At 65.5% G+C, this 24,835-nt stretch carries 21 protein-coding genes; 15 read left to right on the top strand and 6 right to left on the bottom strand.

From position 1 onward, the window contains the following. Positions 1–35 precede the first annotated feature (35 nt). Entirely contained in the window at positions 36–1,847 is a 1,812-nt protein-coding gene (leuA, locus tag CH262_RS04930) for a 2-isopropylmalate synthase (protein ID WP_032364570.1), read from the bottom strand. Positions 1,848–1,999: 152 nt separating this feature from the next. Beyond that, entirely contained in the window at positions 2,000–3,688 is a 1,689-nt protein-coding gene (locus CH262_RS04935; protein WP_143547068.1) for an FUSC family protein, read from the bottom strand. Between the two features lie 136 nt (positions 3,689–3,824). On the opposite strand from CH262_RS04935, the gene CH262_RS04940 reads away from it, so the two are divergent. After that, positions 3,825–5,090 carry an aspartate kinase gene (locus CH262_RS04940; RefSeq protein WP_027494523.1) on the top strand — a complete coding sequence of 422 codons (1,266 nt, stop codon included), beginning with the start codon at positions 3,825–3,827 and terminating at the stop codon, positions 5,088–5,090. A 2-nt stretch (positions 5,091–5,092) separates the two neighbouring features. Next, on the top strand, positions 5,093–6,115 hold the full coding sequence (locus CH262_RS04945; protein ID WP_027494522.1) for an aspartate-semialdehyde dehydrogenase: 1,023 nt from the start codon (positions 5,093–5,095) through the stop codon (positions 6,113–6,115). A gap of 49 nt (positions 6,116–6,164) precedes the next feature. Here CH262_RS04945 and CH262_RS04950 read toward each other — a convergent pair whose 3' ends face one another. Then, positions 6,165–7,235 carry an ABC transporter ATP-binding protein gene (locus CH262_RS04950; protein ID WP_032364567.1) on the bottom strand — a complete coding sequence of 357 codons (1,071 nt, stop codon included), beginning with the start codon at positions 7,233–7,235 and terminating at the stop codon, positions 6,165–6,167. Between the two features lie 117 nt (positions 7,236–7,352). Between CH262_RS04950 and CH262_RS04955 the strand changes: the two genes are divergently transcribed. From CH262_RS04955 to CH262_RS28080, 3 genes are all read left to right on the top strand, one after another. Then, positions 7,353–9,185 carry a multicopper oxidase family protein gene (locus CH262_RS04955; RefSeq protein WP_094717120.1) on the top strand — a complete coding sequence of 611 codons (1,833 nt, stop codon included), beginning with the start codon at positions 7,353–7,355 and terminating at the stop codon, positions 9,183–9,185. Between the two features lie 149 nt (positions 9,186–9,334). Beyond that, complete coding sequence (locus tag CH262_RS04960) at positions 9,335–9,736, top strand: DUF6855 family protein (RefSeq protein ID WP_032385994.1); 402 nt, start codon at positions 9,335–9,337, stop codon at positions 9,734–9,736. Positions 9,737–9,784: 48 nt separating this feature from the next. Then, positions 9,785–11,527 carry an HNH endonuclease signature motif containing protein gene (locus CH262_RS28080; RefSeq protein WP_230591107.1) on the top strand — a complete coding sequence of 581 codons (1,743 nt, stop codon included), beginning with the start codon at positions 9,785–9,787 and terminating at the stop codon, positions 11,525–11,527. 27 nt (positions 11,528–11,554) lie between these two features. Here the strand turns inward: CH262_RS28080 and CH262_RS04970 are convergent, their stop codons facing one another. From CH262_RS04970 to CH262_RS04980, 3 genes are read right to left on the bottom strand one after another with little or no spacing between them, the layout of a single operon-like run. Beyond that, positions 11,555–12,442 carry a polysaccharide deacetylase family protein gene (locus CH262_RS04970; protein ID WP_094714859.1) on the bottom strand — a complete coding sequence of 296 codons (888 nt, stop codon included), beginning with the start codon at positions 12,440–12,442 and terminating at the stop codon, positions 11,555–11,557. 41 nt (positions 12,443–12,483) lie between these two features. Further along, on the bottom strand, positions 12,484–12,762 hold the full coding sequence (locus CH262_RS04975; RefSeq protein WP_032385996.1) for a hypothetical protein: 279 nt from the start codon (positions 12,760–12,762) through the stop codon (positions 12,484–12,486). Between the two features lie 49 nt (positions 12,763–12,811). Further along, positions 12,812–13,381, bottom strand: a complete 570-nt coding sequence (locus CH262_RS04980; RefSeq protein WP_032385997.1) for a CGNR zinc finger domain-containing protein — start codon at positions 13,379–13,381, stop codon at positions 12,812–12,814. Positions 13,382–13,465: 84 nt separating this feature from the next. Here CH262_RS04980 and CH262_RS04985 point away from each other — a divergent pair, with 84 nt between their 5' ends. The 10 genes from CH262_RS04985 (at position 13,466) to CH262_RS05030 (ending at position 24,833) form a co-directional block, all read left to right on the top strand. Then, positions 13,466–14,644, top strand: coding sequence for an epoxide hydrolase family protein (locus CH262_RS04985; RefSeq protein ID WP_094717365.1), 1,179 nt, complete (start codon positions 13,466–13,468; stop codon positions 14,642–14,644). A gap of 35 nt (positions 14,645–14,679) precedes the next feature. Continuing rightward, positions 14,680–15,285, top strand: coding sequence for a TetR/AcrR family transcriptional regulator (locus CH262_RS04990; protein WP_373453763.1), 606 nt, complete (start codon positions 14,680–14,682; stop codon positions 15,283–15,285). After that, on the top strand, positions 15,282–16,790 hold the full coding sequence (locus CH262_RS04995) for a flavin-containing monooxygenase (protein WP_256988714.1): 1,509 nt from the start codon (positions 15,282–15,284) through the stop codon (positions 16,788–16,790). The genes CH262_RS04990 and CH262_RS04995 overlap by 4 nt, the downstream gene beginning before the upstream one ends. Beyond that, positions 16,787–18,478, top strand: coding sequence for a GMC oxidoreductase (locus CH262_RS05000; RefSeq protein ID WP_032373786.1), 1,692 nt, complete (start codon positions 16,787–16,789; stop codon positions 18,476–18,478). The genes CH262_RS04995 and CH262_RS05000 overlap by 4 nt, the downstream gene beginning before the upstream one ends. After that, positions 18,478–19,113, top strand: coding sequence for a hypothetical protein (locus tag CH262_RS05005; RefSeq protein ID WP_094717123.1), 636 nt, complete (start codon positions 18,478–18,480; stop codon positions 19,111–19,113). Before CH262_RS05000 ends, CH262_RS05005 begins: the two co-directional genes overlap by 1 nt. A gap of 174 nt (positions 19,114–19,287) precedes the next feature. Next, on the top strand, positions 19,288–20,820 hold the full coding sequence (locus CH262_RS05010) for a catalase (RefSeq protein ID WP_027494511.1): 1,533 nt from the start codon (positions 19,288–19,290) through the stop codon (positions 20,818–20,820). 139 nt (positions 20,821–20,959) lie between these two features. Next, a complete protein-coding gene (locus CH262_RS05015; RefSeq protein ID WP_027494510.1) occupies positions 20,960–21,433 on the top strand; it encodes a Dps family protein in 474 nt (157 codons plus the stop codon). 83 nt (positions 21,434–21,516) lie between these two features. Continuing rightward, entirely contained in the window at positions 21,517–22,206 is a 690-nt protein-coding gene (locus CH262_RS05020) for an HAD family hydrolase (protein ID WP_032364559.1), read from the top strand. After that, positions 22,203–24,002 (top strand): glycoside hydrolase family 15 protein, encoded by a 1,800-nt coding sequence (locus CH262_RS05025; RefSeq protein WP_094717125.1) that lies wholly within the window; start codon positions 22,203–22,205, stop codon positions 24,000–24,002. The genes CH262_RS05020 and CH262_RS05025 overlap by 4 nt, the downstream gene beginning before the upstream one ends. 30 nt (positions 24,003–24,032) lie before the next feature. After that, a complete protein-coding gene (locus CH262_RS05030; RefSeq protein ID WP_027494507.1) occupies positions 24,033–24,833 on the top strand; it encodes an SDR family NAD(P)-dependent oxidoreductase in 801 nt (266 codons plus the stop codon). The last annotated feature ends 2 nt before the right edge of the window (positions 24,834–24,835 follow it).

Genomic DNA, 24,835 nt, shown 5'->3' on the forward strand with positions numbered 1-24,835 from the left:
GAAGCGAATGGGCGGCTTTTCGTCGAGCAGCGAAGTTACTTCAGTGCGCGGTTCACGGCAGACACCACAGCACGCAGCGACGCGGTGGTGATCGAGGTAGCGATTCCGACGCCCCAGACGGTGGTGGCGACACCTGCAGGCGAGGTGACCGAGGCTTCGACGTAGGCGGCGGCCTGGGCGTCGTCGCCTGCGGACAGTGCGTGCTCGGAGTAGTCGAGGACGCTGACGTCGTAACCGATGGTGGACAGCGCGTCGACGAACGAGGCGAGTGGCCCGTTGCCGGAGCCGGAGATTTCCTGCTCGACGCCGTCGACCTTGACCGTGGCGGTGATGGTGTCGGTTCCGCCGTCGATCTCGGCAGCCTGTACCGACTGCTTGATGCGCTCGAGCGGACGGATCGGCGTCAGGTACTCCTCGGCGAAGACGTCCCACATCTCCTTCGGCGAGACCTCGCCGCCCTCACCGTCGGTGATGCGCTGGACTGCCTGGGAGAACTCGATTTGAAGGCGACGCGGCAGGTTCAGTCCGTGATCGGACTTCATGATGTACGCGACGCCGCCCTTGCCGGACTGCGAGTTGACGCGGATGACGGCCTCGTAGGTGCGGCCGACGTCCTTGGGGTCGATGGGCAGGTACGGCACCTGCCAGGTGATGTCGCCGATGTCCGAACCCTGTTCGTCGGCGGTGACTTTCATGGCATCGAGGCCCTTGTTGATGGCGTCCTGATGGCTGCCCGAGAACGCGGTGTACACCAGGTCGCCGCCATAGGGGTGGCGCTCGGCGACGGGCAACTGGTTGCAGTACTCGACCGTGCGGCGAATCTCGTCGATGTTGGAGAAGTCGATCTGCGGATCGACGCCGCGGGTGAACAGATTCAGGCCGAGCGTGACCAGACAGACGTTGCCGGTGCGCTCACCGTTGCCGAACAGGCATCCCTCGATGCGATCGGCACCGGCCTGGTAGCCGAGTTCGGCTGCGGCAACACCGGTTCCGCGGTCGTTGTGCGGGTGCAGAGACAGCACGATGCTGTCGCGACGATCGAGGTTGCGGCTCATCCACTCGATCGAGTCGGCGTAGACGTTCGGCGTCGCCATCTCGACGGTGGCCGGCAGGTTCAGGATCAGAGGCTTCTCGGGCGTCGGGTCGATGACCGCGGTGACCGCGTCGCACACCTCTTTGGCGTAGCTGAGTTCGGTGCCGGTGTAGGACTCGGGGGAGTACTCGTAGCGCCAGTCGGTATCGGGGAACTTGGCCGCTTCTTCGAGTACCTTGCGAGCACCGTCGGTCGCGATCTTCTTGATGACGTCACGATCGGCCCGGAACACCACTTTGCGCTGCAGGATCGACGTCGAGTTGTAGAAGTGCACGATGACGCTGCGAGCGCCCTCGCACGCGACGAACGTGCGCTCGATCAGCTCGGGACGGCACTGCGTCAGAACCTGGATGGTGACGTCGTCGGGAATCGCGCCGTCCTCGATGATTTCGCGGACGAAGTCGAAGTCGGTCTGGCTGGCGGACGGGAAGCCGACCTCGATCTGCTTGTAGCCCATCCGAACGAGCAGGTCGAACATGCGGCGCTTGCGCGCGGGGCTCATCGGATCGATCAGCGCCTGGTTGCCGTCACGCAGATCGACTGCGCACCACTGCGGCGTCCGGTCGATGATCTTGTCCGGCCACGTGCGGTCGGGGAGGGTGACGGGCTCCACTTCCTCGGCGAACGGCCGATAACGGAACGTGGGCATCGAGGAGTTCTTCTGGGTGTTCCACGCAGGCTGGTCGCTGGGCGCGGGCCGCGAGGGCGGGGTGATGGTGCGGGATCCCGAGGTGAATGCGTCGGCTGGTGACATGGTCTTCGTCTCTCCGTACAGATCAGAGCAATGGTGTTCGACCGGCGCAACGAACCCCGCGACGGGAAGCCAGTCTGGTCTCAGACCCCGTCGCGGCTGTTAAGAAGGAGAGCTCGCAGCATGGGGTGAGTGTACTACCGCAGACCGACCGCCTACCCCAGGGTTCGGGAGTCGAATTTTCCGGTCACGGTGTCGTGCCTGCGCTGCCACTGATCTATGTCGTTCGGTCGTCCGACATCGTCCGCGGTCCAACACCGTGCGAGCAGTTCGTATCCGAGATGATCGACCTCTGCATGCTTGTCCCACATCCGATGCGCCCAGCGGCGATCGTTGTGCGCCGCTTCGGCTCCCGCGAGCGCGGCACCGACCAGCTCGAACTGGATATCTCGTCGTAGCTCCATAGTGGCTGCTGCCGAGGCGTTTTCGCTTCGGAGGGCCGTCAACAATCGGTCGGTCAACTCCAGAACCCGCCGATCGGACCACAGCAGCGCGCGCCGAAAAGCGCCCGGTAACAACAACCACAGCGCCGCGAAGGCAAGGGCGACGCCCACCGCGGTCTCCACCACCCGATCGACGACGATGCCGCCGAGTGGAGCGCCCGGATGCGAGATGGTCCCCATCAGTAACGCGAGTGGGGTGATGAACGTGACGGCGAGACCGTAATTGCGCGCCACACTGATCTCGATCGCGAACTGCAACACCATCAACACCACGATCACCGCGAGACCGGTCAGCGGCGAAAGATAGATCGCCGAGAACAGCACCACTCCGGCCAGCGTTCCGCCGAGCCGCTGCATGCCGCGATACGTCCCGTGCACACGATCCGGCCCCTGCTGGAGAACCAGGACGGCACCGAGGATCGCCCAATCCGGCCTGCTCAAACCCATCGCCACACTGATCCCGCCGGCACCTGCCGCCGCGCAGAACACCCGGATCGCCGTCGACGCCGCGTGCGAATCTCGATGCAACGACCGCTTCAACCGATACCCGATGCCCGGACGCGCCAGCGGCAGCTGATCTCGTGGCGATTCCACCGCACTTTCCGGATCCGGGACTGCACCGGCGCGCGCCCTCGTGGCGGCCGCAAACGCGAGATGGGCGTCGAACAGCGTTTGTACCAGCGCGGGGCGCGAGGTCCCGCGCGTCGACCCGGCCTCGTACACCGCGGCCCACGCCGCGTGCAGACGCGAGGCGGCGGTATGTCGATCGCCCACGGACGCCGTCGGCGATGTCGTGTACTTCTCGATCGCCGCCACGGCCGCACCGACGGCCGCCCGTTCGGGACCCCTCGGGTCACGCACCACCCCGGACATCGCGACCACCAGCGCCGACGCCACCCCGATCGCCGCGCACACGGCACCGCGGGTCGCGCTGATGTCGGCGGCAGGGAGGTACGACGCCACCGCGCACACCAGCACGAAGAAGAACGCTCCGGGCGGGCCGAGTCGCAGCGCTGCCACGACGTAGACCGCGACGAGAGCGAGAACGGACAACACAGTCACCGGGATCATCCGCGCCCACCCGGTCTCGCCGAAGTCGAGGGCGAGCCGACCGGCCGTCGCGCCCAGCCACACCGAGGCCACCAGGGCGGCCCCTGCGGTCAGCACCACCCACCACCGCGACCGGTAGGGACGGCCCTCGCCGTAGATCACCGCGAAACTGCCCGAGACCACCAGCAGTGCCTCGGTGTGGAAGCCGAGCAGCCACGCCAGGATCGCCGGAACACCGAACGCCAGGGCGGAACGCAGTCCACCGGGCCAACGCCGGCCGACAGCGGGGAGCCCGAAGAGCACCTTCAGGCCTCGAGCCGGCGGTGGTGGGAGATGTTCGGGAACGGTCACTCGAACATGTTAAGGCAGGCGAGAGGCCCTAAAGTCCCAGCTCGGAGCTACCCGGCCCACTGCTCGGGGCATTCGCTCGGTAAGGTGACCCGCGGACAATCGAACGATTGTCGGCTATCCAGCGGAGGTAAAACGCGTGGCTCTCATCGTCCAGAAGTACGGTGGATCGTCGGTGGGGACCGCCGAACGTATCCGACGCGTCGCTGAACGAATCGTCGAGACCAAGAAGGCGGGCAACGACGTTGTCGTCGTCGTATCGGCGATGGGCGACACCACCGACGAACTGCTCGACCTGGCACAGCAGGTGTGCCCGGCCCCGCCCGCTCGCGAGATGGACATGCTGCTCACCTCGGGTGAACGCATCTCCAACGCACTGGTCGCGATGGCCATCCACTCGCTCGGCGCCGAGGCACGGTCGTTCACCGGTTCCCAGGCAGGCGTCGTCACCACCAGCGTGCACGGCAACGCCAAGATCATCGACGTCACCCCCGGCCGCGTCCGCAGCGCACTCGACGAGGGCTCGATCGTGCTCGTCGCCGGCTTCCAGGGCGTCAGCCAGGACAGCAAGGACGTCACGACGCTCGGTCGTGGTGGGTCCGACACCACCGCCGTCGCGCTCGCCGCGGCCTTGAACGCCGACGTCTGCGAGATCTACACCGACGTCGACGGCATCTTCACCGCAGACCCGCGCATCGTTCCCAACGCACGCCACCTCGAGACGGTCTCGTTCGAGGAGATGCTCGAAATGGCAGCCTGCGGGGCGAAGGTGCTCATGCTGCGCTGCGTCGAATATGCCCGTCGTTACAACGTTCCCGTTCACGTGCGCTCGTCGTACACCACCAAACCCGGAACGATCGTCTCCGGATCTATGGAGGACATTCCAGTGGAAGAAGCAATTCTCACCGGCGTCGCACACGATCGCAGCGAGGCGAAGGTCACCGTCGTCGGTCTGCCCGACACACCGGGCTACGCCGCCAAGGTCTTTCGCGCCGTGGCCGACTCCGAGATCAACATCGACATGGTGTTGCAGAACGTCTCCAAGATCGACACCGGCAAGACCGACATCACCTTCACCTGCCCCAAGGCCGACGGTCCGACGGCCGTGGAGAAGCTCACCAAGCTGCAGGCCGATATCGGCTTCGCGCAGGTGCTCTACGACGACCACATCGGCAAGGTCTCGCTCGTCGGTGCCGGTATGAAGAGCCACCCCGGCGTCACCGCGACGTTCTGTGAGGCCCTCGCCGACGCCGGCATCAACATCGATCTCATCAGCACCTCCGAGATCCGTATCTCGGTGCTGTGCAGCGACACTCAGCTCGACGATGCCGTGCGCGCACTGCACGCCGCCTTCGATCTCGGCGGCGACGAAGAAGCCGTCGTGCACGCAGGAACAGGACGATAGCCATGACCACAGTTGCAGTCGTAGGAGCCACCGGCCAGGTCGGTGCCGTCATGCGAACCCTGTTGGAGGAGCGCAACTTTCCCGCCGACACCGTTCGATTCTTCGCCTCCGCACGCTCGGCGGGCAAGAAGCTGCCGTTCCGCGGCGAGGAGATCATCGTCGAGGACGCGTCCACCGCGGACCTCACCGGTATCGACATCGCACTGTTCTCGGCCGGTGCCACGCTTTCGCGTGAGCAGGCACCGCGATTCGCTGCCGCAGGCGCCACCGTCATCGACAACTCGTCGGCGTTCCGCAAGGACTCCGATGTGCCGCTGGTTGTCAGCGAGGTCAACCCCGAGGCCGCGAAGAACCCGCCCCGCGGCATCATCGCCAACCCCAACTGCACCACCATGGCCGCCATGCCGGTGCTCAAGGTGTTGCACGACGAAGCCGGCTTGCAGCGGTTGATCGTCTCGAGTTACCAGGCGGTGTCCGGTAGCGGACTCGCCGGCGTCGACGAGCTCGCCACGCAGGCACGCGCCGTCATCGACGACGTCGAAAAACTGGTGCACGACGGTTCGTCGGTCGATTTCCCGGCCCCGAACAAGTACGTCGCGCCCATCGCTTTCAACGTCCTGCCGCTGGCCGGCGCGTTGGTCGACGACGGATCCGGCGAGACCGACGAGGACCAGAAGCTGCGCAACGAATCGCGCAAGATCCTCGGACTGCCCGACCTGCTGGTCAGCGGAACGTGCGTGCGCGTTCCGGTCTTCACCGGGCACTCGCTGTCGATCAACGCCGAGTTCGCTTCACCGCTGTCGGTGGAACGCGCTCGTGAACTGCTGGCCTCCGCACCGGGTGTCTCGCTGGTCGACGTGCCGACCCCGCTGGAAGCCGCAGGCAAGGACGACTCCCTCGTCGGCCGCATCCGCCAGGATCCGGGCGTCCCCGAGGGCCGCGGACTCGCGTTGTTCGTCTCGGGCGACAACCTGCGTAAGGGTGCCGCACTCAACACCATTCAGATCGCCGAGCTGCTGGTCTGAGGTCGTGCGCGTTGTGCGTCCCCAGGGGTACGCACAACGCGCACGACGGTCAGTTCAGGCGGTGACCTTCGGCGGAGGCGTCGAAGATGTGCGCATGGGCCTCGTCGATGCGGACGTGAACGCGGTCGCCCTTCTCGGGCGGGCTGCGCCAATCGGCCCGAGCGACAATGGTTTCGGTCCGGCCGTTGATGTCCGCGCGGCCGAACACGAAGGCCTCGGAGCCGAGTTCTTCGACGACGTCGATCTCGAGAGCAATTCCGCTGTCGGCGATTTCGATGTGCTCGGGACGAATGCCGAACATCACCTCGGTCGCGGAACCGAGGGTCTGACGTGGGACCGGGACTACCTGATCGGCCAGGCGGACGCCGCCGTCGGTGACCGGAGCGCGGAACAGATTCATCGACGGTGAACCCATGAACCCGGCGACGAATGCGTTCACCGGGGTTCGGTAGAGCTCACGCGGGGTGGCGCACTGTTGCAGCACACCACCTTTCAGGACAGCGACGCGATCACCCATCGTCATGGCCTCGACCTGATCGTGCGTGACATACACCGTTGTCGTGCCGAGCCGACGCTGCAACTGAGCGATCTGCGTCCGCGTCTGAACCCTCAGTTTGGCATCGAGATTGGACAGCGGCTCGTCCATCAAAAACACCTGGGGCTGCCGAACGATGGCGCGCCCCATGGCAACTCGCTGCCGCTGGCCGCCGGAGAGCGCCTTCGGCTTGCGGTCCAGGTACGGCTCGAGGTCGAGCAGCTTGGCGGCCTCCTCGACGCGAGTGCGAATGTCCTCCTTGTTCGCCTTCGCCAGCTTGAGCGCGAACCCCATATTCTCGGCGACGGTCATGTGGGGGTACAGCGCGTAGTTCTGGAACACCATCGCGATATCGCGATCCTTTGGTTCGGAATTGGTGACGTCCTTGCCGCCGATGAGGATGCGTCCCGAGTTGACCTCCTCGAGCCCGGCGAGCATCCGGAGCGACGTCGACTTGCCGCACCCGGAGGGGCCGACCAGAACGAGGAACTCACCGTCCTCGATGTGCAGGTCGAGCTCGTTCACCGCGGGGGTGTCGGAGCCGGGAAAAAGCCTGGTCGTGCGCTCGAAAGAAATTGTTGCCATGACGAAATAGATCCCTCCACCGGCAGGAACGTGCCGGACGATCCGAGTGTGGGGTGACGGCGGGAGCCGACCAGCACATAGTATGGGCCCCATCACAACCAGGAGGAAGGTGGCCGGGTGAGCGGCTCCGTGTCCAGACGCACCGCCCTACGTGGGCTGGCGGCGGCCGCAGTGGCAGCCGGAGCAGCCGCGATACCCGTGGCGTCGACGACGCGTCGAGCGCTGGCCGACGACTTCCTCCGAGGGCAGAGCCCACTGCTGTTCCATTCGCCGCAGCTGACGCCGTTCCGTGACGAGCTACCGCGGTTGCCGCTGATCAGCGGTACCGAGATCTCCCTCGACGCGCACAGCGCCACCCACTCTTTCCACGCCGATCTCAGGCCCGGGCCTACGTTCGGCTACGGTCAGTGCGACTACCTCGGGCCCACCATCGAATCGCAGCAGGGCGAGCCGTGGACGCTGAAGTACTCCAACACCACCGCAGGCAACCCACTCGCCGCCGACGTAGACACCTCGCTGCACGGCATGAGCGAGATGGATCGCACGATGACGCCGACGGCACTGCACCTGCACGGTGCCGTCACCGAACCCGCGAGCGACGGGCACTCCGAGATGCTGGTGCGCCCGGGTGAGTCGATGACGCACAACTTCTCGGGTCTGAACGACGCCGCCGGACTCTGGTACCACGACCACGCCATGTCCATGACACGTATCAACGTGTACGCGGGCCTGCTCGGGATGAACCTCGTCCGTGATCGGTGGGACACCGGCACATCCGACAACGCCCTCGGTCTGCCCTCGGGCGAATTCGAGTTGCCGTTGGTGCTGCAGGAAAAGATCATGAATCCAGACGGCAGCATGAGTATCCGCTCGAATATCACTGTGCCGCAGGGTAAGTGGGAGGGCGGCGGTACCGGCGACGTCGGCGTCGTCAACGGCAAGATCTGGCCGACGATGGAAGTGGCCCGGGGCATGTACCGGCTGCGGCTCGTCAACGCCGGGTCGTACAGCGTGTGGAACCTGTTCTTCACCAACAAGTTGCGATTCTGGGTCATCGGAAACGACGGTGGATTACTCGACGCGCCGGTGGAGACCACCAGCATCCGGCTCGCGCCCGCCGAGCGTGCCGACATCCTCGTCGACTTCGGAGCCGTCGAGGCAGGTGCCCTCGTCGAGCTGCTGAACGACGAGCCTCCGCCGGCGCAGGCCGCGTCCCTCGGAGCCGTCCCGATGCCGATGTTCTGCCAGTTCCGCGTCGCGTCCGCGGCGGGGTTCCGGGGCGGGATGCCGTCATTGCTGCGCGGGGGAAAGGGGCAGCCGGATCTGTTGCCCGCGTTGCCGACACCCACCTTCACGCGCACCGTCACCGTCAACCAGCCCTCCGGTGGGCTGAACCTCGACATGACGCTGATGAACTTGAACAACCTGCGGTACTCCGACCCGGACATCGAGATGCCCAAGCAGGGCACCGTGGAGATGTGGAACATCGTCAACACGACGGTGGAGCCGCACCCAATTCACCTGCACCTGGCGCACTTCCGGACGCTGGGGCGAATACCCATCGACCTCGCGGCGTACCAACGCAACTTCCCCCGGCCGACGTTCGGCGCCAAATGGGCTCCGCCGGTGGAGAAGTTCCTCACCGGACCCTCGGTGCCGCCGGCCACCTGGGAAGCCGGGTGGAAAGACACCGTCAACACGTACCCGGGCACCGTTACCCAGATCCTCGTTCGATTCCCGACGGCCGACGAACTCGGCTTCGATCCCGACGCCACGTTCGCGGGACCGGCCGCACACCACGGCGGTCACGATATGAGCGGTCACGACATGAATGGTCACGACATGCCGGCTGCGGGTCCGTCCGAATTGCAGGGGTACATGTGGCACTGCCACATGCTCGACCACGAGGACCACGAGATGATGCTGCGGTACCGCACCGTCGCTCCGTGACGTACGACCCCGAACCTGTCCAGGGGGCGGGAGTTGGTTGTGCTCGCCGTCAGGTCGGCCCACACTGACCGTGCCGTGTAAGGCAATCACCGTGCTCGGTCGATCTTTCTGTCCGTCGGCCGACTGCGACAACGGAACGGACCCAGGCCATGACCAGCGGAACGAAATCCGACCCGTGGGCTCTCACCACCGCCCCCGGCACCTCGGCGTACACCATGTACCGCGATCCCGACCACGAGCCACCTGCCCTCGTGTGCCAGGTGGGGTCGACGACTCTGCGATACCGCATCGAGGCAATCGAAGACCTGCACGGTTGGCTGACCGAACGTGGCGACTGGGTATTGCTCGGTGCCGCTGACGAGAAGAAGCCGGCTGCGCCGGACACGGTCGAAGCGTGGGGGCGCTCGCCGGACAACCCGGTCGGTGGTTGGTACGGGCTCAGGAACGGATACCGCGGCCGCTTCGGCATGTATCTGCCACCGCTACTCGAAGAGCTCGGCCTTGCAGAGCTCACCCACAATGCGCGGAACAACAGCATGCGCGCGCTGTAGCGGAGTCATCGAAAAAGTCTGTCGGTGGGTAGGTATAGCTTTCGTGGGGTGAAGACATGGGGGGATGTGTTCGGGCTCGGGGACCAGGAGTTGGTCTCCGAGCTCGCCGATGTGACCTCCCTCGAAAACACTTTGGCTGCAAAGCGATTGACGCTGCTGGCGGAAATCGACCGACGTGGCTTGGCGATGAAACTCGGGCACTCGTCCGTCACCCGCTGGTACGCCCGATCGATACGGATCACCGACGGATCCGCCGCCCGCCAGAACGCACTGGGGTACTGGCTGTTCGATCACCCCACCGTGCTCGACGCCCTTGCCTGCGGTGACATTCACGCCGCTCACGCCGCCGCCATCGCCGAGGGATACGACGTAGTTCTGCTGGCCGACCCGACGTTGAATAAGGACCGCCGCGACGGAATTGTCGCCGAATTGCTCGACACCGCGATGCGCAACACCGCCGGCCACGTGACCTCCCGCGCCCAGGCATTGGCGCATGCGGCCGCCGACGACGCCCGAGCACGACACGAAAAAGCCGAGAAACAACGCCGAGAGCAAGAACAGCGGGAACAGGAACGCCACGATCAGGAGCGGCGCAGCGATGATGGTGCGACCTCTACCGGCAGGCTTCCCGATCCGGAACCGCCTGCGCCCGAGCCTGTTCCGCCGACACCCGCACCGCGACCGGTGTCGGAAAACCCGGACCTGAACCGATTCGACCTGCACCCCCTGGCCAACGGCCGCTTTCAGTTCGGTGGCGATATGGACCGGTTGCTCGCCGAGAAGCTTCTGACCGCTCTGTCGCCGTTGACGGCACCGCGGCCGGGGCCCGGCGGGGAGCGCGACCCGCGGAGTGCGTCGAAGCGCCGGGCCGATGCACTCGATCAGATCCTCGACCGACACCTCCGCGGCGGCACCCGGGGGTCGGCGGGCGGGTCGCGGGCGTCGGTACACCTGATCGTCCCCCTGCGGGACTTGCTCGCCCACGGCGGCAACAAGCAATCCGACAGAACTGCAGCGGATTCGGGCGACACCGGTACGGGCGCGGGGAGCTCCTCGAGCTGCGGCGAGAGCAACGGCTCGCGTCCGGATGGAGTGGCTCGAGGGGATATCGCTGCTCGCGGCGAAGCGACATCCGGATGTGGTGGTGCCGGGCAAGAATCTGTGCGCGAGCCGGGCGACGCTGGTTCTCGCGGCGAAGCGTCAGCCGGCGGACATGGTGGCGGTGGTAGTAGCGCCGGGCATAGGTCTGCCTCCAGCCCAGGGAGTAGAGCTGCGCACGGAGAGGCGGCGGTCGCTGGTGATGTTCCAGCCAATGGTGCTGGTGGCGGGCAGAAATCTGTCCCCGAGCCGGGCGACGCGGACTGGCCGTTCCACTTCGATTGGACCGGCCCCATCAGTCGCTTCCTCGCCGAGCTCGTCACCTGCGACGCCGACCTGACCCCCGTCATCGTCGACCACCACGGCGTACCACTCGCGCTCGGACGAACCACCAGACTCGCCTCCGACGACCAACGCATCGCCCTGACCATCCGCGACACCTGCTGCGTCATGTGCGGCCGCCCCGCACAGTGGTGCCAAGCCCACCACATCAGATTCTGGGAACACGGCGGCCGCACCGACCTGAACAACCTCGCGCTCGTCTGCGGAGAATGCCACCGCCTCGTCCACCACGGCGACTGGCAGCTCATCATGGGCGACGACGGACACCCCTACGCCATCCCACCCGAATCCGTCGACCCCAGACAGGAACCCCTCCCCAGCTACCACCGACGAAAACAACGAGCAGCCTGACTCCACGCCGACAGCGGTCCAGCAGATCTATCGGACGGGAGGTACAACCGTGCGGTAGTGCGCCGCGATGTCGCCGGGGGTGGTGAACCAGACGCCGTCGTTGTTGGCGGTCAGGTGCTCGAGTGCAGCACGGAACCGTCGCAGTCGGTAGGGCTGTCCCGTCAGGAAGGTGTGCACGGAGATCGCGAGCACCACCGGTTGCCTTGCCGAGTTCTCCTTCAGCTCGTCGAAGCTTCCGATGATGTTGTGCTCGAACGCTTCTGCGGTCTGATGGTGATGGACGAACATCGGCAAGTCGTTGATCTCGTGGGGATACGGGACGCTGAGCAGCGGGCCGCCGCGGGTCTGTAGCCACACCGGTTGGTCGTCGACGGGCCAGTCCAAGGTGTACTGGTAACCGCGCTCCGCGAGGAGGTCCTCGGTGACGCGGCTCGGGTTGGCGCCGGGGCTCATCCATCCTCGGGGCGGTGCTCCCTCGTGTCGTTCGATCGCGGCGGTGACATCCTCGATGGAGCGACGTTCGGCGTCCTCGTCCTGATCGTTCGGTTGCACGGCGTTGGTTCGGCCGTGTGCGACGACCTCGGCGTCGAGTGCTCGGAACGCCGCGGTCAGCTGCGGGGCGTGCTCGTACACCTCGGTATTGACCAGCAATGTCGGCCGGATCCCGCACTGCTGCAATGTCTCTGCGATGCGGAAGCCGCCGACGCGATTGCCGTATTCGCGCCAGCCCCAGTTGTACGTGTTGGGTTGGTCCATCGCAGGCGTGTAACCGAGGCCGGGCTGCCCGTCGTCGTACGGAAAGTGCTCGCAGTTGACCGCGACATACACCGCGAGACGCGCGCCGCCGGGCCACTCGAACCGAGGCCGATCGACGATGGGGGAGTACTCGAAGCGGCCGTGCGAGGGGAGAGCCATGGCCGGGGTATTGCCCGCGGCGAGTCGGCACAAACTGTCGGTCAGTCGGTCTGAGTCGCGACGTCCACCAGGTGGGCGATCTGCGGGTCCCGTGGCTCGAACACCTCGAACACTCCGATTGCCGCCAGCTGCGGTGCCAGCTCTTTCAGCGTCGCGATCAGTTCGTCGTGAGCCTCGGTCCCGGGTTCCACGTCGCGGAGCGCGCGCGCATTCGCGACGAACGCCGCCACGGTGCCTTTCCGTATCGGGTGACCGTCGAACGTGGCTCTCTCGGCTCCGTCGGGAAGTATGTCCTCGGGGCGCACGGAATGACCGGTCATTGTGTATTCCTTCCGTCGAAGCAGCGTACGAATGCCAGTGTGGTCGACGTCAGCGCGACGATGTGGTGCCACGGCTGGCCGCCATGCGGGCCTTCTTCTGACGGTTTCCACACGTGTTCATGTCGCACCATTTTCGACTGCGGCTCTGGCTGGTGTCGAAGAACGCCGCGCGGCACGTAGGGGATGCGCACAACGCCACCGTGCCGTCTCGCTCACCGGCGACGATGTCGATTGCGTCGGCTGCGATGACACCGAGGGCGTCTTCGACCGCCGTCGTAGCCGTCAACTGCCACTGCCGGACGCCCGACGGCGACAGGATTGCCGACGCCCGACCCCGAAGGCTGTGGTCGTTCACAACGCGAACGGGGGAAGCGGGCAGTCGATCTCCAGTCGCGGCTGCAGTAGCGCAGAGGTGGATCGCTTCCCGTAGCTCCCGAGCCGCGTCGAGCTGTGAGTCGGTGCAGGATTCGACGGCGAGTCCGTGGAGAGTCAACCAGTCGGCGAGCCGTTCCGGCACAGGGATTCGTTCGACGGCATCGCCGCGACGCTCGGTGAGGGTTCCGGTGAATGCCGTCGACAGGACATTGCCGGGTCGGAAATCGGGGAAGCTCCTTGCCATAGAACCACCTTAGCCGGTTGCGCCGGGCCGTCTGCACTGTTAGAACTGCCTTAGCCGGTTCAAGTAAACAAAGGAGCCTTCATGATGCGCGTCGACAAGCCCGATGTCCGCCCGTTCGAGTGGCGCGCAACCGACGCCGACCTCGCCGATCTGGTCGCACGGCTCGACGCGGCTCGCCTGCCCGAATCCGAGACCGTGGCCGGCGCGCGCAGATGGGAGCAGGGGGTACCGCTCACGGAGCTCACGGACGCGATCGAGTTCTGGCGCACCGACTACGACTGGCGATCGCTCGAGTCGAGGCTCGACCGAGTCGGGCAGTTCTGCACGACCATCGACGGCGTGGGGATTCATTTCCTGCACCGTCGTTCTCCGCGGGGTGACGCAGCCCCGTTGATCGTGACGCACGGCTGGCCGGGCAGCGTTGTCGAATTCCTCGACATCATCGACGAACTGGCCGATCCGTCGGACCTCTCGGCACGTGCATTCCACGTCGTGGTCCCGTCTCTTCCTGGCTTCGGGTTCAGCGACAAACCTGCGACGACCGGGTGGGACACCGAGAAGATCGCGGCCGCGTGGGTCGAGCTGATGGGCCGTCTCGGCTACGACCGGTTCCTCGCCCACGGGGGCGATTGGGGAGGTGTCGTCACCACGATCCTGGGCGGCCGATTCCCCGAGCAGGTCATCGGAATCCACACGACCTACGCCGAAGCGCCGCCCGGGTTGTCGACGGACGGACTGACGGCCGAGGAGCTCGGCTGGGTTCAGCACACCAGAGAGTTCGACCGTGATCGCATCGCCTACGCGACACTGCAGGCGACGCAGCCGCAGACGATCGGGTATTCACTCGTCGATTCCCCGGTCGGGCTGTTGGCCTGGATTCTCGACAAGTTCGCGGAGTGGACGGACACCGAGGGCACTCCGTTCGAGACGATCTCTCGCACGGACTTTTTCGACAACGTCACCCTGTACTGGTTGACACGTAGCGGGGCGTCGTCAGCCCGCATCTACTACGAAAGCCACCACTCACTCGACCCGGACCTCCGCGTCGATGTCCCGGCCGCGATCACGACATATCCACGGGACATTGCGAAGTGCCCGCTGCCATGGGCCCAGCAGAGGTACCGGCGCATCGTTCGATGGCGGGCACCCGACGCCGGCGGTCACTTCCCTTCACTCGAACGGCGCGACTACTTCGTCCGGGACCTTCGCGCGGGTCTGTCAGCGGTCCTGGAGGCGGATGAGCGCAGTTGTGACAAAACTTAAAGTCAGGCTGGACTGTTTGTTGTTTTGACGCTACTGTGCGAAGTGTGACTACCGACACAGAGCTCAGCGACGGCGCGCCTACCCCGCGCCGCACGCAGGCCGAACGCACCGCGGGGACCCGCGCAAAGTTGCTCGATGCAGCCATCGAGTGCCTCGTCGAGCTGGGTTTCTCGAAGACCAGCACGCAGGAGATCGCGCGGCGTGCCGGTGTGTCCCGCGGAGCGCAGCTGCACCACTTCCCGACCAAGGAGACGTTGGTGACCGCTGCCGTCGAGCATCTCGTCGACCGCCGCCTGTCCGAAATCTTGGAAGCCGAACCCGATCCGGAACGTGGACCCGAGATCCTCGTCGACGCGTTCTCGGGCCCGCTGTTCTATGCCGCGCTCGAGCTGTGGGTCGCGGCCCGTACCGATCCGGCTCTGCACGAGGCGATGGTTCCGCTCGAACGACGCGTCGCCGAGGCCATCCAGAGCGGCGCTCAGATCGTCATGGGTAGCCGCATGTCCACCGAGTCCATCGAGCTCAGCGTCGAGCTGGCACGCGGGCTCGCTGTATCGGCTCTGTTCCGTACCCCCGAAGCCGACGCGCTGCTGCGCGGACGGCTCCTCCCTGTCTGGTCCGAAAAGGTGATGGACTCGTGAATTCTGCACTGCCCCAACAACTCGACGTGCTCGTCGTCGGAGCCGGTTTCGCCGGCCTCGCCGCGGTGGCGAAGATCCTCGCTGCTGATCCGAGTGCCGACGTGACCGTCATCGAGCGAGCGTCGGAGGTGGGCGGCACATGGCGGGACAACACTTACCCCGGGTGTGCGTGCGATGTTCCGACGTCGCTGTACTCGTTCTCGTTCGCGCCGAGCCCGAAGTGGAGTCACACCTTCGCGCGCCAACCGGAGCTGTTCGACTACCTCCAATCGGTGGTCGATCGACTGAACCTACGGGATCGCATCGTCACCGATTGCGAACTGCTGTCGGCCGATTGGAGTGACACGGACCAGCGGTGGACCGTGCAGACCTCGAAGGGTGCGGCGAGCGTCAGAGTTCTCATAGCTGCCACCGGCGCACTGTCGACGCCGAAGATCCCGGACGTCCCGGGCATCGACACATTCCAGGGAACGGTGTTCCACTCCGCGACGTGGAACCACGAGCACGATCTCACCGGGGAGCGCGTCGCCGTGATCGGCACCGGAGCGTCGGCGGTGCAGTTCGTGCCCGAGATCGTCGACAAGGCCCAGCGGCTCACCGTCTTTCAGCGCACACCCGCCTGGGTGATCCCACGTCTGGACCGCACCATCGGCCGGGTCGAGCGGACTCTGTACGAGAAGGTCCCCGCGGCTCATCGCGCGGTTCGCGGCATCATCTACGGGTACCGCGAGGCATACGTGACCGTGCTGGCCGACAACCCGTGGATGTTGCCCGCCGTCAAGGCATTCGCGAAGGCCAATCTGAAGCGTCAGGTCAAGAACCCGACGAAGAGGGCGGCCCTCACACCCGACTACGCACCCGGCTGCAAACGTCTTCTGCTGTCCAATGATTGGCTGCGGACGCTGGATCGACAAGACGTCGACTTGGTGACATCGGGCCTGACGTCGGTGACCGAGAACGGCGTCGTCGACGCGTCGGGCCGCAACTACGAGGTGGACACCATCATCTTCGCGACGGGGTTCACCCCGACCGAACCGCCGGTGTCGCATCTGTTGCGCGGCAGCGATGGTCGTACGCTCGCGGAGCGCTGGGGCGGTAGCCCGCAGGCCCACCTGGGCACCACCGTCGCCGGGTTCCCGAACCTCTTCCTGATGTACGGCCCCAATACCAATCTCGGGCACAGTTCGATCGTCTACATGCTCGAGTCGCAGGCCAATTACGTCGTCTCGGCGCTCAGTGAGATGCGGGACCATCATGCGACCGCCGTCGAGGTGTCCGAATCCGCTCAGCAGCAGCACAACTCGTGGGTCGACTCTTCTCTCGACGGCACAGTCTGGAATGCAGGCGGCTGCTCGAGCTGGTACCTCGACGCCAACGGACGCAACTCGACGATGTGGCCCACGTACACGTTCCGGTTCCGCAACAAGACGCGAACGTTCGACACCTCGAATTACCGACTCGTCTCCGACACCCGTGAATCAGACAAGAAGGCGGTTTCCGCATGAGCGACTACGACGTACTGATCATCGGCTCCGGGTTCGGCGGGAGCGTTGCCGCGCTGCGGGCCGTCGAGAAGGGCTACCGGGTGGCGGTGTTGGAATCCGGCCGACGGTTCGCCGATCACGAATTGCCCAAGACCAGTTGGCGTTTGCGTAAGTACCTGTGGGCTCCGGCGCTCGGCTGCTACGGCGTCCAACGTATTCACCTGTTGCCCGACGTGCTGGTGATGGCGGGGGCAGGCGTCGGCGGAGGCTCGCTCAACTACGCCAACACGCTGTACCAGCCGCCGACGAAGTTCTTCGAGGACCCGCAGTGGGGCGCCATCACGGACTGGAAGCGTGAACTGAATCCGTACTACGACCAGGCGCGTCGGATGCTCGGGGTCGAGACGAACCCGACGATCACTGCCTCGGACAAGGTCATGAAGGAGGTCGCCGAGGACATGGGCGTGGGCGACACGTTCACCTCGACTCCCGTGGGCGTCTACTTCGGTGACCGCGGCAAGACCGCACCCGACCCGTTCTTCGGTGGTGCCGGTCCCGAGCGGACCGGGTGCACCGAGTGTGGTTCGTGCATGACGGGTTGCCGCGTCGGCGCGAAGAACACCCTCGTCAAGAATTACCTCTATCTCGCCGAACGTGCAGGCGCACACATCCTTCCGCTGACGACCGTCGTGGACGTCCGCCCGAACGGCAGCGGCTACGACGTCGTGACGCGCAGGACCGGGGGCAAGCTGCGCCGCAAGGAGAAGACGATCACCGCCGATCAGGTGGTCTTCTCGGCGGGCACCTATGGAACGCAGAAGCTCATGCTCGCCGCCAAGGAGAAGGGCTCTTTGCCACGGCTGTCGAACAAGATCGGTTCGTTGGTACGTACCAACTCCGAGGCCGTGCTGGCCGCAACGGCGCGCGGACGCGAGGTCGATTACCACGAGGGAGTGGCGATCACCTCGTCGTTCCATCCGGACGATCACACGCACATCGAACCCGTGCGATACGGCAAGGGCAGCAACGCAATCGGGCTGCTGCAAACCGTTCTCAGCGACGGCGGCGGCAAGGTGCCGCGGATTCTCAAGACGCTCGGAGTGGCGCTGCGTCACCCCGGCGCGGCGGCCCGCAGTCTGTCGGTCCACAGGTGGTCCGAACGCACCGTCATCGCTCTGGTGATGCAGACCGACGACAACTCCCTCGAACTCGGCTCGAAGAAGGGGCCGTTCGGGCGCCGTCTGACGAGTCGGCCCGGGGCGGGCGATCCGCCGCCGCAGTGGATTCCGCAGGGGCACACGGCTATCAGGTTGCTCGCCGACAAGATCGGCGGCGATCCGGGCGGGTCGATCGCCGAGATCGTCAACATTCCGATGACCGCGCACTTCCTCGGCGGCTGCGCCATCGGTGATTCACCGAACACCGGTGTGATCGACGGCTACCAGCGGGTGTACGGGTACGAGGGCTTGCACGTGCTCGACGGTTCTGCCGTCAGCGCCAACCTCGGTGTCAATCCGTCTCTGACCATCACCGCGCAGGCCGAGCGGGCAATGGCGTTGTGGCCCAACAAGGGTGAGCCGGACCGTAGGCCTGCCGTCGGCTCGGGTTATGTCGAGGTGGCACCGGTTCAGCCGTCCAACCCGGTGGTGCCGGTGACCGCGCCGGGCGCGCTGCGCCTGCCGCTGACCGTCGTGGGGAGGGACTCCTGATGTGGAGCGTCGCCGAGTCGGAGACCGAGCGCACCGATTGGCCGGTCAGCCCCGCTGCGCCGTGGCCGGCGAACGTCCGGGCCACGATCTGGTGGCATCGCGCCCGGTCGTCGGATTTCGCTCCCGCCGGCGCGAAGACGCTGCCGATCACGATGTGCATGGTCGTCGACTACATGACGTCACCCGTCGGTCCCTACCGCGAGATACTGGCGAGCCCGGTGTTGCGCCGGGACGTCGGAAAGATTCCGCGCATGTCGGTGCCGTTCATTGCCGTCGATTCCGCGACGTCGGTGCACGGCGGCAGGACCAACTGGCATCTGCCCAAGGTGCTGGCCGAGTTCGACGGCGACGTGCTGAACAAGGCCGGGGTCAGCGGTGGGGACTGGTCGGTGCGGACCGGCTCCCGCGGCTTCGGGCCCGCATTTCCGATGCGCGGATCGATCGGGTTCGCGCAGCCGGTGCCCGGCGGATCGGCTCTCGGCGTCGCAAGTTTGAAGGGGAAAGCCAGGTTGGCTCGGGTGCAGGTGGATGCGTCAGGCCCGACGCTCGATCGCTGGATGTCGTCGGGCACGTATTTCGGGTTGCAGATCGTGTCGGGTTCGATGCGGACGGGTGAGGCGCGGCTGGTGCCCTGACGACAGTCCTTTTCTTGACTTAGTACAGATTGATGGCATGCTGGTGGTCGAGCTCGAGGGTTTATGCCGCGTGAGTACGGGCATTCCCCATGAGAATCCGGCCGCGCCCTCGGCCGCACAGATTTCGTCCGGGACAGCCCTCTCGGACTCTCTACAGCCATCAGGAGGCTTCGTATGACCAAGCCGACCACCAGCAAGCCCACCACCAGTAACTCGGGAATCCCCGTAGCCAGCGACGATCAGTCGCTCACCGCCGGCGCGCAGGGCCCGATCCTGCTGCACGATCACTACCTGATCGAAAAGATGGCGCAGTTCAACCGCGAGCGGGTCCCGGAGCGCGTCGTGCATGCCAAGGGCGCGGGCGCGTTCGGCGAGCTCGAGATCACCGGAGATATCAGCAAGTACACCAAGGCAAAGGCGTTGCAGCCCGGCGCGAAGACCGAGATGTTGGCACGGTTCTCCACCGTCGCCGGCGAGCAGGGTAGCCCCGACACCTGGCGTGATCCGCGCGGCTTCTCGCTGAAGTTCTACACCGAGGAAGGCAACTGGGACCTCGTCGGCAACAACACGCCGATCTTCTTCGTCAAGGATCCGATCAAGTTCCAGGACTTCATCCGCAGCCAGAAGCGCATGCCCGACTCCGGTCTGCGCGACAACAACATGCAGTGGGACTTCTGGACCCTCTCGCCCGAGTCGGCGCACCAGGTCACGTGGCTCATGGGTGACCGCGGCATCCCGAAGTCGTTCCGCCACATGGACGGTTTCGGTTCGCACACGTACCAGCTCATCGCCGAGGACGGCACGAAGACCTGGGTGAAGTTCCACTTCAAGACCGATCAGGGCATCGACTTCCTGACGCAGGACAAGGCCGACGAGGTTGCGGGTACGTCACCCGACCACCACCGTCAGGACCTGTTCGGGTCCATCAAGAACGGCGACTTCCCCAGTTGGACCCTCAAGGTCCAGCTCATGCCGTACGACGAGGCCGAGAACTACAAGTACAACCCGTTCGACCTCACGAAGGTCTGGTCGCAGAAGGATTACCCGCTCATCGAGGTCGGCAAGATGACCTTGAACCGCAACCCGGAGAACTTCTTCGCGCAGATCGAGCAGAGCTCGTTCGAGCCGTCCAACACCGTGCCCGGGATCGGCTTCAGCCCCGACAAGATGCTGCTCGGCCGCGTGTTCTCCTACGCGGACGCGCACCGTTACCGCATCGGAGCGAACTACGCGCAGCTGCCGGTCAACGCCCCGAAGTCCGAGGTCAACTCGTACTCCAAGGACGGCAACATGCGGTACTCGTTCAACTCTCCGGAGACGCCCGTCTACGCGCCGAACTCCTTCGGCGGTCCGTCGGCGGACACGAACAAGTACGGCGACGACGGAGCGTGGGACTTCGAGCCTCGCTTCGTCCGCACCGGCTACATCGAGCACCCCGAGGACGGCGACTTCGTGCAAGCGGGAGCCCTGGTCCGTGAGGTCATGGACGACGCGCAGCGCGAGCGCCTGGTCGGGAACATCGTCGGACACGTCCTCAACGGCGTCAGCGAGCCGGTTCTGAGCCGGGTGTTCGAGTACTGGACCAACGTCGACCCCGAGCTCGGCAAGAAGGTCGAGGAAGGTGTTCGGTCGCAGCAGAACGAGACCGCTCCCACCACCGGTGCCGGCGCGATCGACGATCCTGCCGACGAGGCCGCCAAGGTCTGATCCGCACGTTCCTGGGATCGGCGTCACAACGACGCCGATCCCGGAACAACCGGCGCAGTGCCGCCGTTGTGCAATACAGACGGAAGCACAATAATGGCGTGCGATGCACACCGTCGTACAACGGCAGGGAGGCCACATCATGACGAACCCCATCACCAGCACCCTCGACGCAGGTCAGCAGAAGATCGCGGGCGACGCTCTGCAGGGCACCGTCGTCGACCTGATCGATCTCTCGCTCATCGCGAAGCAGGCGCACTGGAACGTGATCGGCAAGAACTTCCGGTCCGTGCACCTCGAACTCGACGAACTGGTCACTGCTGCACGTGAATTCACCGATCAGGCGGCCGAGCGCGCCACCGCGATCGGTGTCAGCCCGGACGGCCGGGCAGCCACCGTCTCCTCGACGGCCGGAACCAAGGGCTTCGGTGCCGGGTGGACCCAGGACAGCGAAGTGGTGCCGGCCATCGTCGACAACATCGCTGCCGTCGTCGACCGGCTGCGTGGACGCGTCGCCGATACCGCGGAAGCTGACCCGGTGACGCAGGACCTGCTCATCGCCATCACTGCTCGGCTCGAGCAGCTGCACTGGATGTGGCAGGCCCAGGCCAGCTGAAACCTGAATTCGATGCGGGCCCCTCACCGGTGGTGAGGGGCCCGTTTTGTTTGCGTGTACAGCCCATGGGTATTCGTACGCCCATGTCTGAAAGTGCTCCGAAGGTCGACGCGGTGTTGTTCGATATCGACGGCACGCTCGTCGATTCCAATTACGTCCATGTCGACGCGTGGTCCCGCGCGTTCCGCGATGCCGGGCACGAGGTGTCGTCGTGGCGCATTCATCGCAGTATCGGGATGGACGGGTCGAAGTTGCTGGAGGCGTTGGTCGGTTCGTCCGACAGCGCGCTCGCGCAGGAAGCGAAAACCCTGCACGGGGAGTACTACGCGGCCGCGTCGAAGACCTTGGAAATTCTGCCGGGTGCACGGGAGCTGTTGGCAGAGCTGAGTACTCGCGAGGTCACCGTGGTGCTCGCGACGTCCGCGCCGGAGTCCGAGCTGTCGACGTTGCGTGATCTGCTCGAGGTCGAGGATTCGGTAGCGGTGGTGACGTCCGGCGAGGACGCCGAGGTGGCGAAGCCGGAGCCCGACATCATCGGTGTTGCGCTCGAGCGCGCCGGCGTCGACGCCGAACACGCGATCATGGTGGGAGACAGCGTGTGGGACATCGAATCCGCGGGCCGGGCAGGGGTGCGGGCCATCGGCGTGTTGAGCGGCGGTATCTCACGCGCAGAGCTGCTCGACGCGGGTGCGGTGGCAGTGTTCGACGACCCGGCCGATCTGCTGGAACACCTCGCCGAGAGCCCGATCCTTGCCGACAAGGCAAGTGCTTGAGCAACTTCCGAAAGCCTTGTCCGAGGGTCGACGGGTACGTCCCCATCGAAAGTTACGGCGCGATCGGTGACGGCCGAACCGTCGCGATGATCGCCGACGACGGCCGCATCGATTGGTTCCCGGTACCGAATCTCGATTCGCCACCGCCGTTCGCCTCGCTGCTCGACGCCCCGCACGGTGGGTACATCGAACTGACGCCCAGAGGCGAGTTCACCGTCGAGCGCGAATTCGTGCCCGGCACAAACGTTCTGACCACCACGTTCCGCACCGACGGCGGTACCGTCCGAATCACCGACTCGCTCAACACCGGTGTGGCCGGTCGATTGCCGTGGGTGGAGTTGGCGCGCCGTATCGACGGACTGGACGGAACAGTGGACATGACGTGGTCCGTCGCACCGGGCACGATGCTCGGTATCGCGTCGCCGTGGGCGTACGACACCGAGCACGGAACCGTCCTGCGCGTCGACGGATTGACGCTGGCAGTCCGGACTTTGGGGATCGAAGACGTGCAGCTCGCGGATCGCGACATCAGCGGCGTCTTCACCACGCGCTCGGGTTCGCGTCACGTCATCGGTGTGGTCGGAACCGAGAACGAGCCACTGCCGCTGCCGGATCCTCAACACCTCGACGAGGGCATCGACCGGACCATCGACAATTGGCGCGTCTGGTCGGACGAGTTCTCGTACGAGGGCCCGTGGGCGAAGCACGTCGCTCGTAGCGCGTTGGCGTTGAAGCTGTTGCTGCACAGCCCATCCGGTGCTATCGCGGCGGCAGCGACCACGTCACTGCCCGAGAATCGCACCGGTGGCAAGAACTGGGACTACCGGTACGCCTGGGTTCGCGACGCCGCGTACACCATTCGGGCGCTGCAACGGTTCGGTCTGCGTGAGGAAATCCATGCGGCGGTCGCGTGGCTGCTGAAGGTCATTCGAGTCAACGATCCGTTGGTGAACGTGTTCTACACCCTCGGCGGCGAATTGCCGGGCGGCACAGAGCAGCCCGACGTGCCCGGCTGGCGCGGCATCGGACCGGTGGTCAACGGTAACGCCGCGGCGGACCAACTCCAGCTGATGATCTTCGGAGACCTCTTCTCGATCATTCGGCAGTACGTGGACGCGGGCAACATCCTCGACGCGCAAACCGGCCGGCTGTTGGCGACCATCGCGGACGAGGCCTGCGACTCGTGGCAGCGCAAGGATGCCGGTATCTGGGAGCTCGAGGTGGAGCAGCACTACACGAGCTCCAAGCTCGGGTGCTGGCAGGCGCTGGACTGCGCGGTGCACCTGGCCGAAGCCGGGGAGATCCCGGGCATACCGGATCGGTGGAAGGCCGAGAAGGAGTGCATACGGCGGTATATCGAAACCGAGTGCTGGTCCGAGGAGCGGCAGACCTACCTCGCGTACCCGGGTGCCGACGGGCTCGACGCGTCGGTGCTGTTGGCAGCCGAGATGAATTTCGATCGCGGAGAACGTATTTCGGCCACGATCGATGCGCTCGGTGAGGAGCTCGGTGCCGGGCCGTTGATGTACCGCTACAGCGGAGTGTCCGAGGAAGAGGTCACGTTCGTGGCCTGCGCGTTCTGGCGAGTGTCGGCGCTCTCGTGCGTCGGCCGAGACGACGAGGCCACGGCCCTGATGGACCAGTTGGTGGAAATGTCCAACGACGTCGGGCTGTACAGCGAGATGATCGATGCTTCGGATGGGTCGTTTCTGGGTAACTTCCCGCAGGGCTTGAGCCACCTGGCCCTGGTGAATGCGGCGTTGACCATCGCGCGTTCGCACGACGCCACAGCCTGACAACCGACCTCTAGCGCAAAGTGGGATCGAATGGATTTGGGAATCGACGGTAGAGCCGCACTGGTGACCGGAGCCGACTCCGGCATCGGGTGGCACACTGCGAAGCTGCTGCTGGCCGAAGGCGTCCGTGTGGTCGTCAGCGACAAGGACCAGAGTTCGCTGGACGAAGCCGCAGCGAAACTCGGTGCAGCGGAAGGACAGCTGTTCGCGTTCGCCGCGGACGTGACCGACACCGAGGCCGTCGAGAACCTGGCAGTGCGCACGCAGCAGGCCGTGGGCGACATCGACATTCTGGTGCAGTCCTCCGGTGTCACCGGCGCGCAGGGGCTGTTCCACGAGATCGACGAGGAAGGGTGGCGCTCCACCCTCGACATCGACCTCATGGGCCCGGTCCGCCTACTGCGCGCGTTTCTCCCCGCCCTCCGGCGCGGTGGATGGGGGCGCATCGTGCTGTTAACGTCCGAGGACGCCGTGCAGCCGTACGACGACGAATTGCCCTACTGCTCGGCCAAAGCCGGAGTTCTGGCTCTGGCCAAGGGGCTTTCGCGCAGCTATGCGTCGGAGGGCCTGCTGGTCAACGCGGTCTCCCCGGCATTCATTCACACCCCGATGACCGACGCGATGATGGACAAGCGAGCCGAAGAGAAGGGCACCGACAGAGACGGTGCCATCGAGAGCTTCCTCGACGAGGAGCGCCCGTACATGGAACTGGGACGCCGCGGCGAACCCGAGGAAGTGGCCTCGGTGATCACGTTCCTGTGCTCGGACCGCGCGTCCTTCGTCAACGGATCCAACTACCGAGTCGACGCCGGTTCCGTCGCAACAATTTAGGA

This window comes from Rhodococcus sp. 05-2255-1e (genome assembly GCF_002259025.1).
Taxonomy (GTDB): domain Bacteria; phylum Actinomycetota; class Actinomycetes; order Mycobacteriales; family Mycobacteriaceae; genus Rhodococcoides; species Rhodococcoides fascians.

Coding starts and splice junctions, on each gene's coding strand:
- leuA (WP_032364570.1), bottom strand. CDS start 1,847: ATGTCACCAGCCGACGCATTCACCTCGGGATCCCGCACCATCACCCCG.
- CH262_RS04945 (WP_027494522.1), top strand. CDS start 5,093: ATGACCACAGTTGCAGTCGTAGGAGCCACCGGCCAGGTCGGTGCCGTC.
- CH262_RS04950 (WP_032364567.1), bottom strand. CDS start 7,235: ATGGCAACAATTTCTTTCGAGCGCACGACCAGGCTTTTTCCCGGCTCC.
- CH262_RS04960 (WP_032385994.1), top strand. CDS start 9,335: ATGACCAGCGGAACGAAATCCGACCCGTGGGCTCTCACCACCGCCCCC.
- CH262_RS04970 (WP_094714859.1), bottom strand. CDS start 12,442: ATGGCTCTCCCCTCGCACGGCCGCTTCGAGTACTCCCCCATCGTCGAT.
- CH262_RS04975 (WP_032385996.1), bottom strand. CDS start 12,762: ATGACCGGTCATTCCGTGCGCCCCGAGGACATACTTCCCGACGGAGCC.
- CH262_RS04980 (WP_032385997.1), bottom strand. CDS start 13,381: ATGGCAAGGAGCTTCCCCGATTTCCGACCCGGCAATGTCCTGTCGACG.
- CH262_RS04985 (WP_094717365.1), top strand. CDS start 13,466: ATGCGCGTCGACAAGCCCGATGTCCGCCCGTTCGAGTGGCGCGCAACC.
- CH262_RS05000 (WP_032373786.1), top strand. CDS start 16,787: ATGAGCGACTACGACGTACTGATCATCGGCTCCGGGTTCGGCGGGAGC.
- CH262_RS05005 (WP_094717123.1), top strand. CDS start 18,478: ATGTGGAGCGTCGCCGAGTCGGAGACCGAGCGCACCGATTGGCCGGTC.
- CH262_RS05010 (WP_027494511.1), top strand. CDS start 19,288: ATGACCAAGCCGACCACCAGCAAGCCCACCACCAGTAACTCGGGAATC.
- CH262_RS05015 (WP_027494510.1), top strand. CDS start 20,960: ATGACGAACCCCATCACCAGCACCCTCGACGCAGGTCAGCAGAAGATC.
- CH262_RS05020 (WP_032364559.1), top strand. CDS start 21,517: ATGTCTGAAAGTGCTCCGAAGGTCGACGCGGTGTTGTTCGATATCGAC.
- CH262_RS05030 (WP_027494507.1), top strand. CDS start 24,033: ATGGATTTGGGAATCGACGGTAGAGCCGCACTGGTGACCGGAGCCGAC.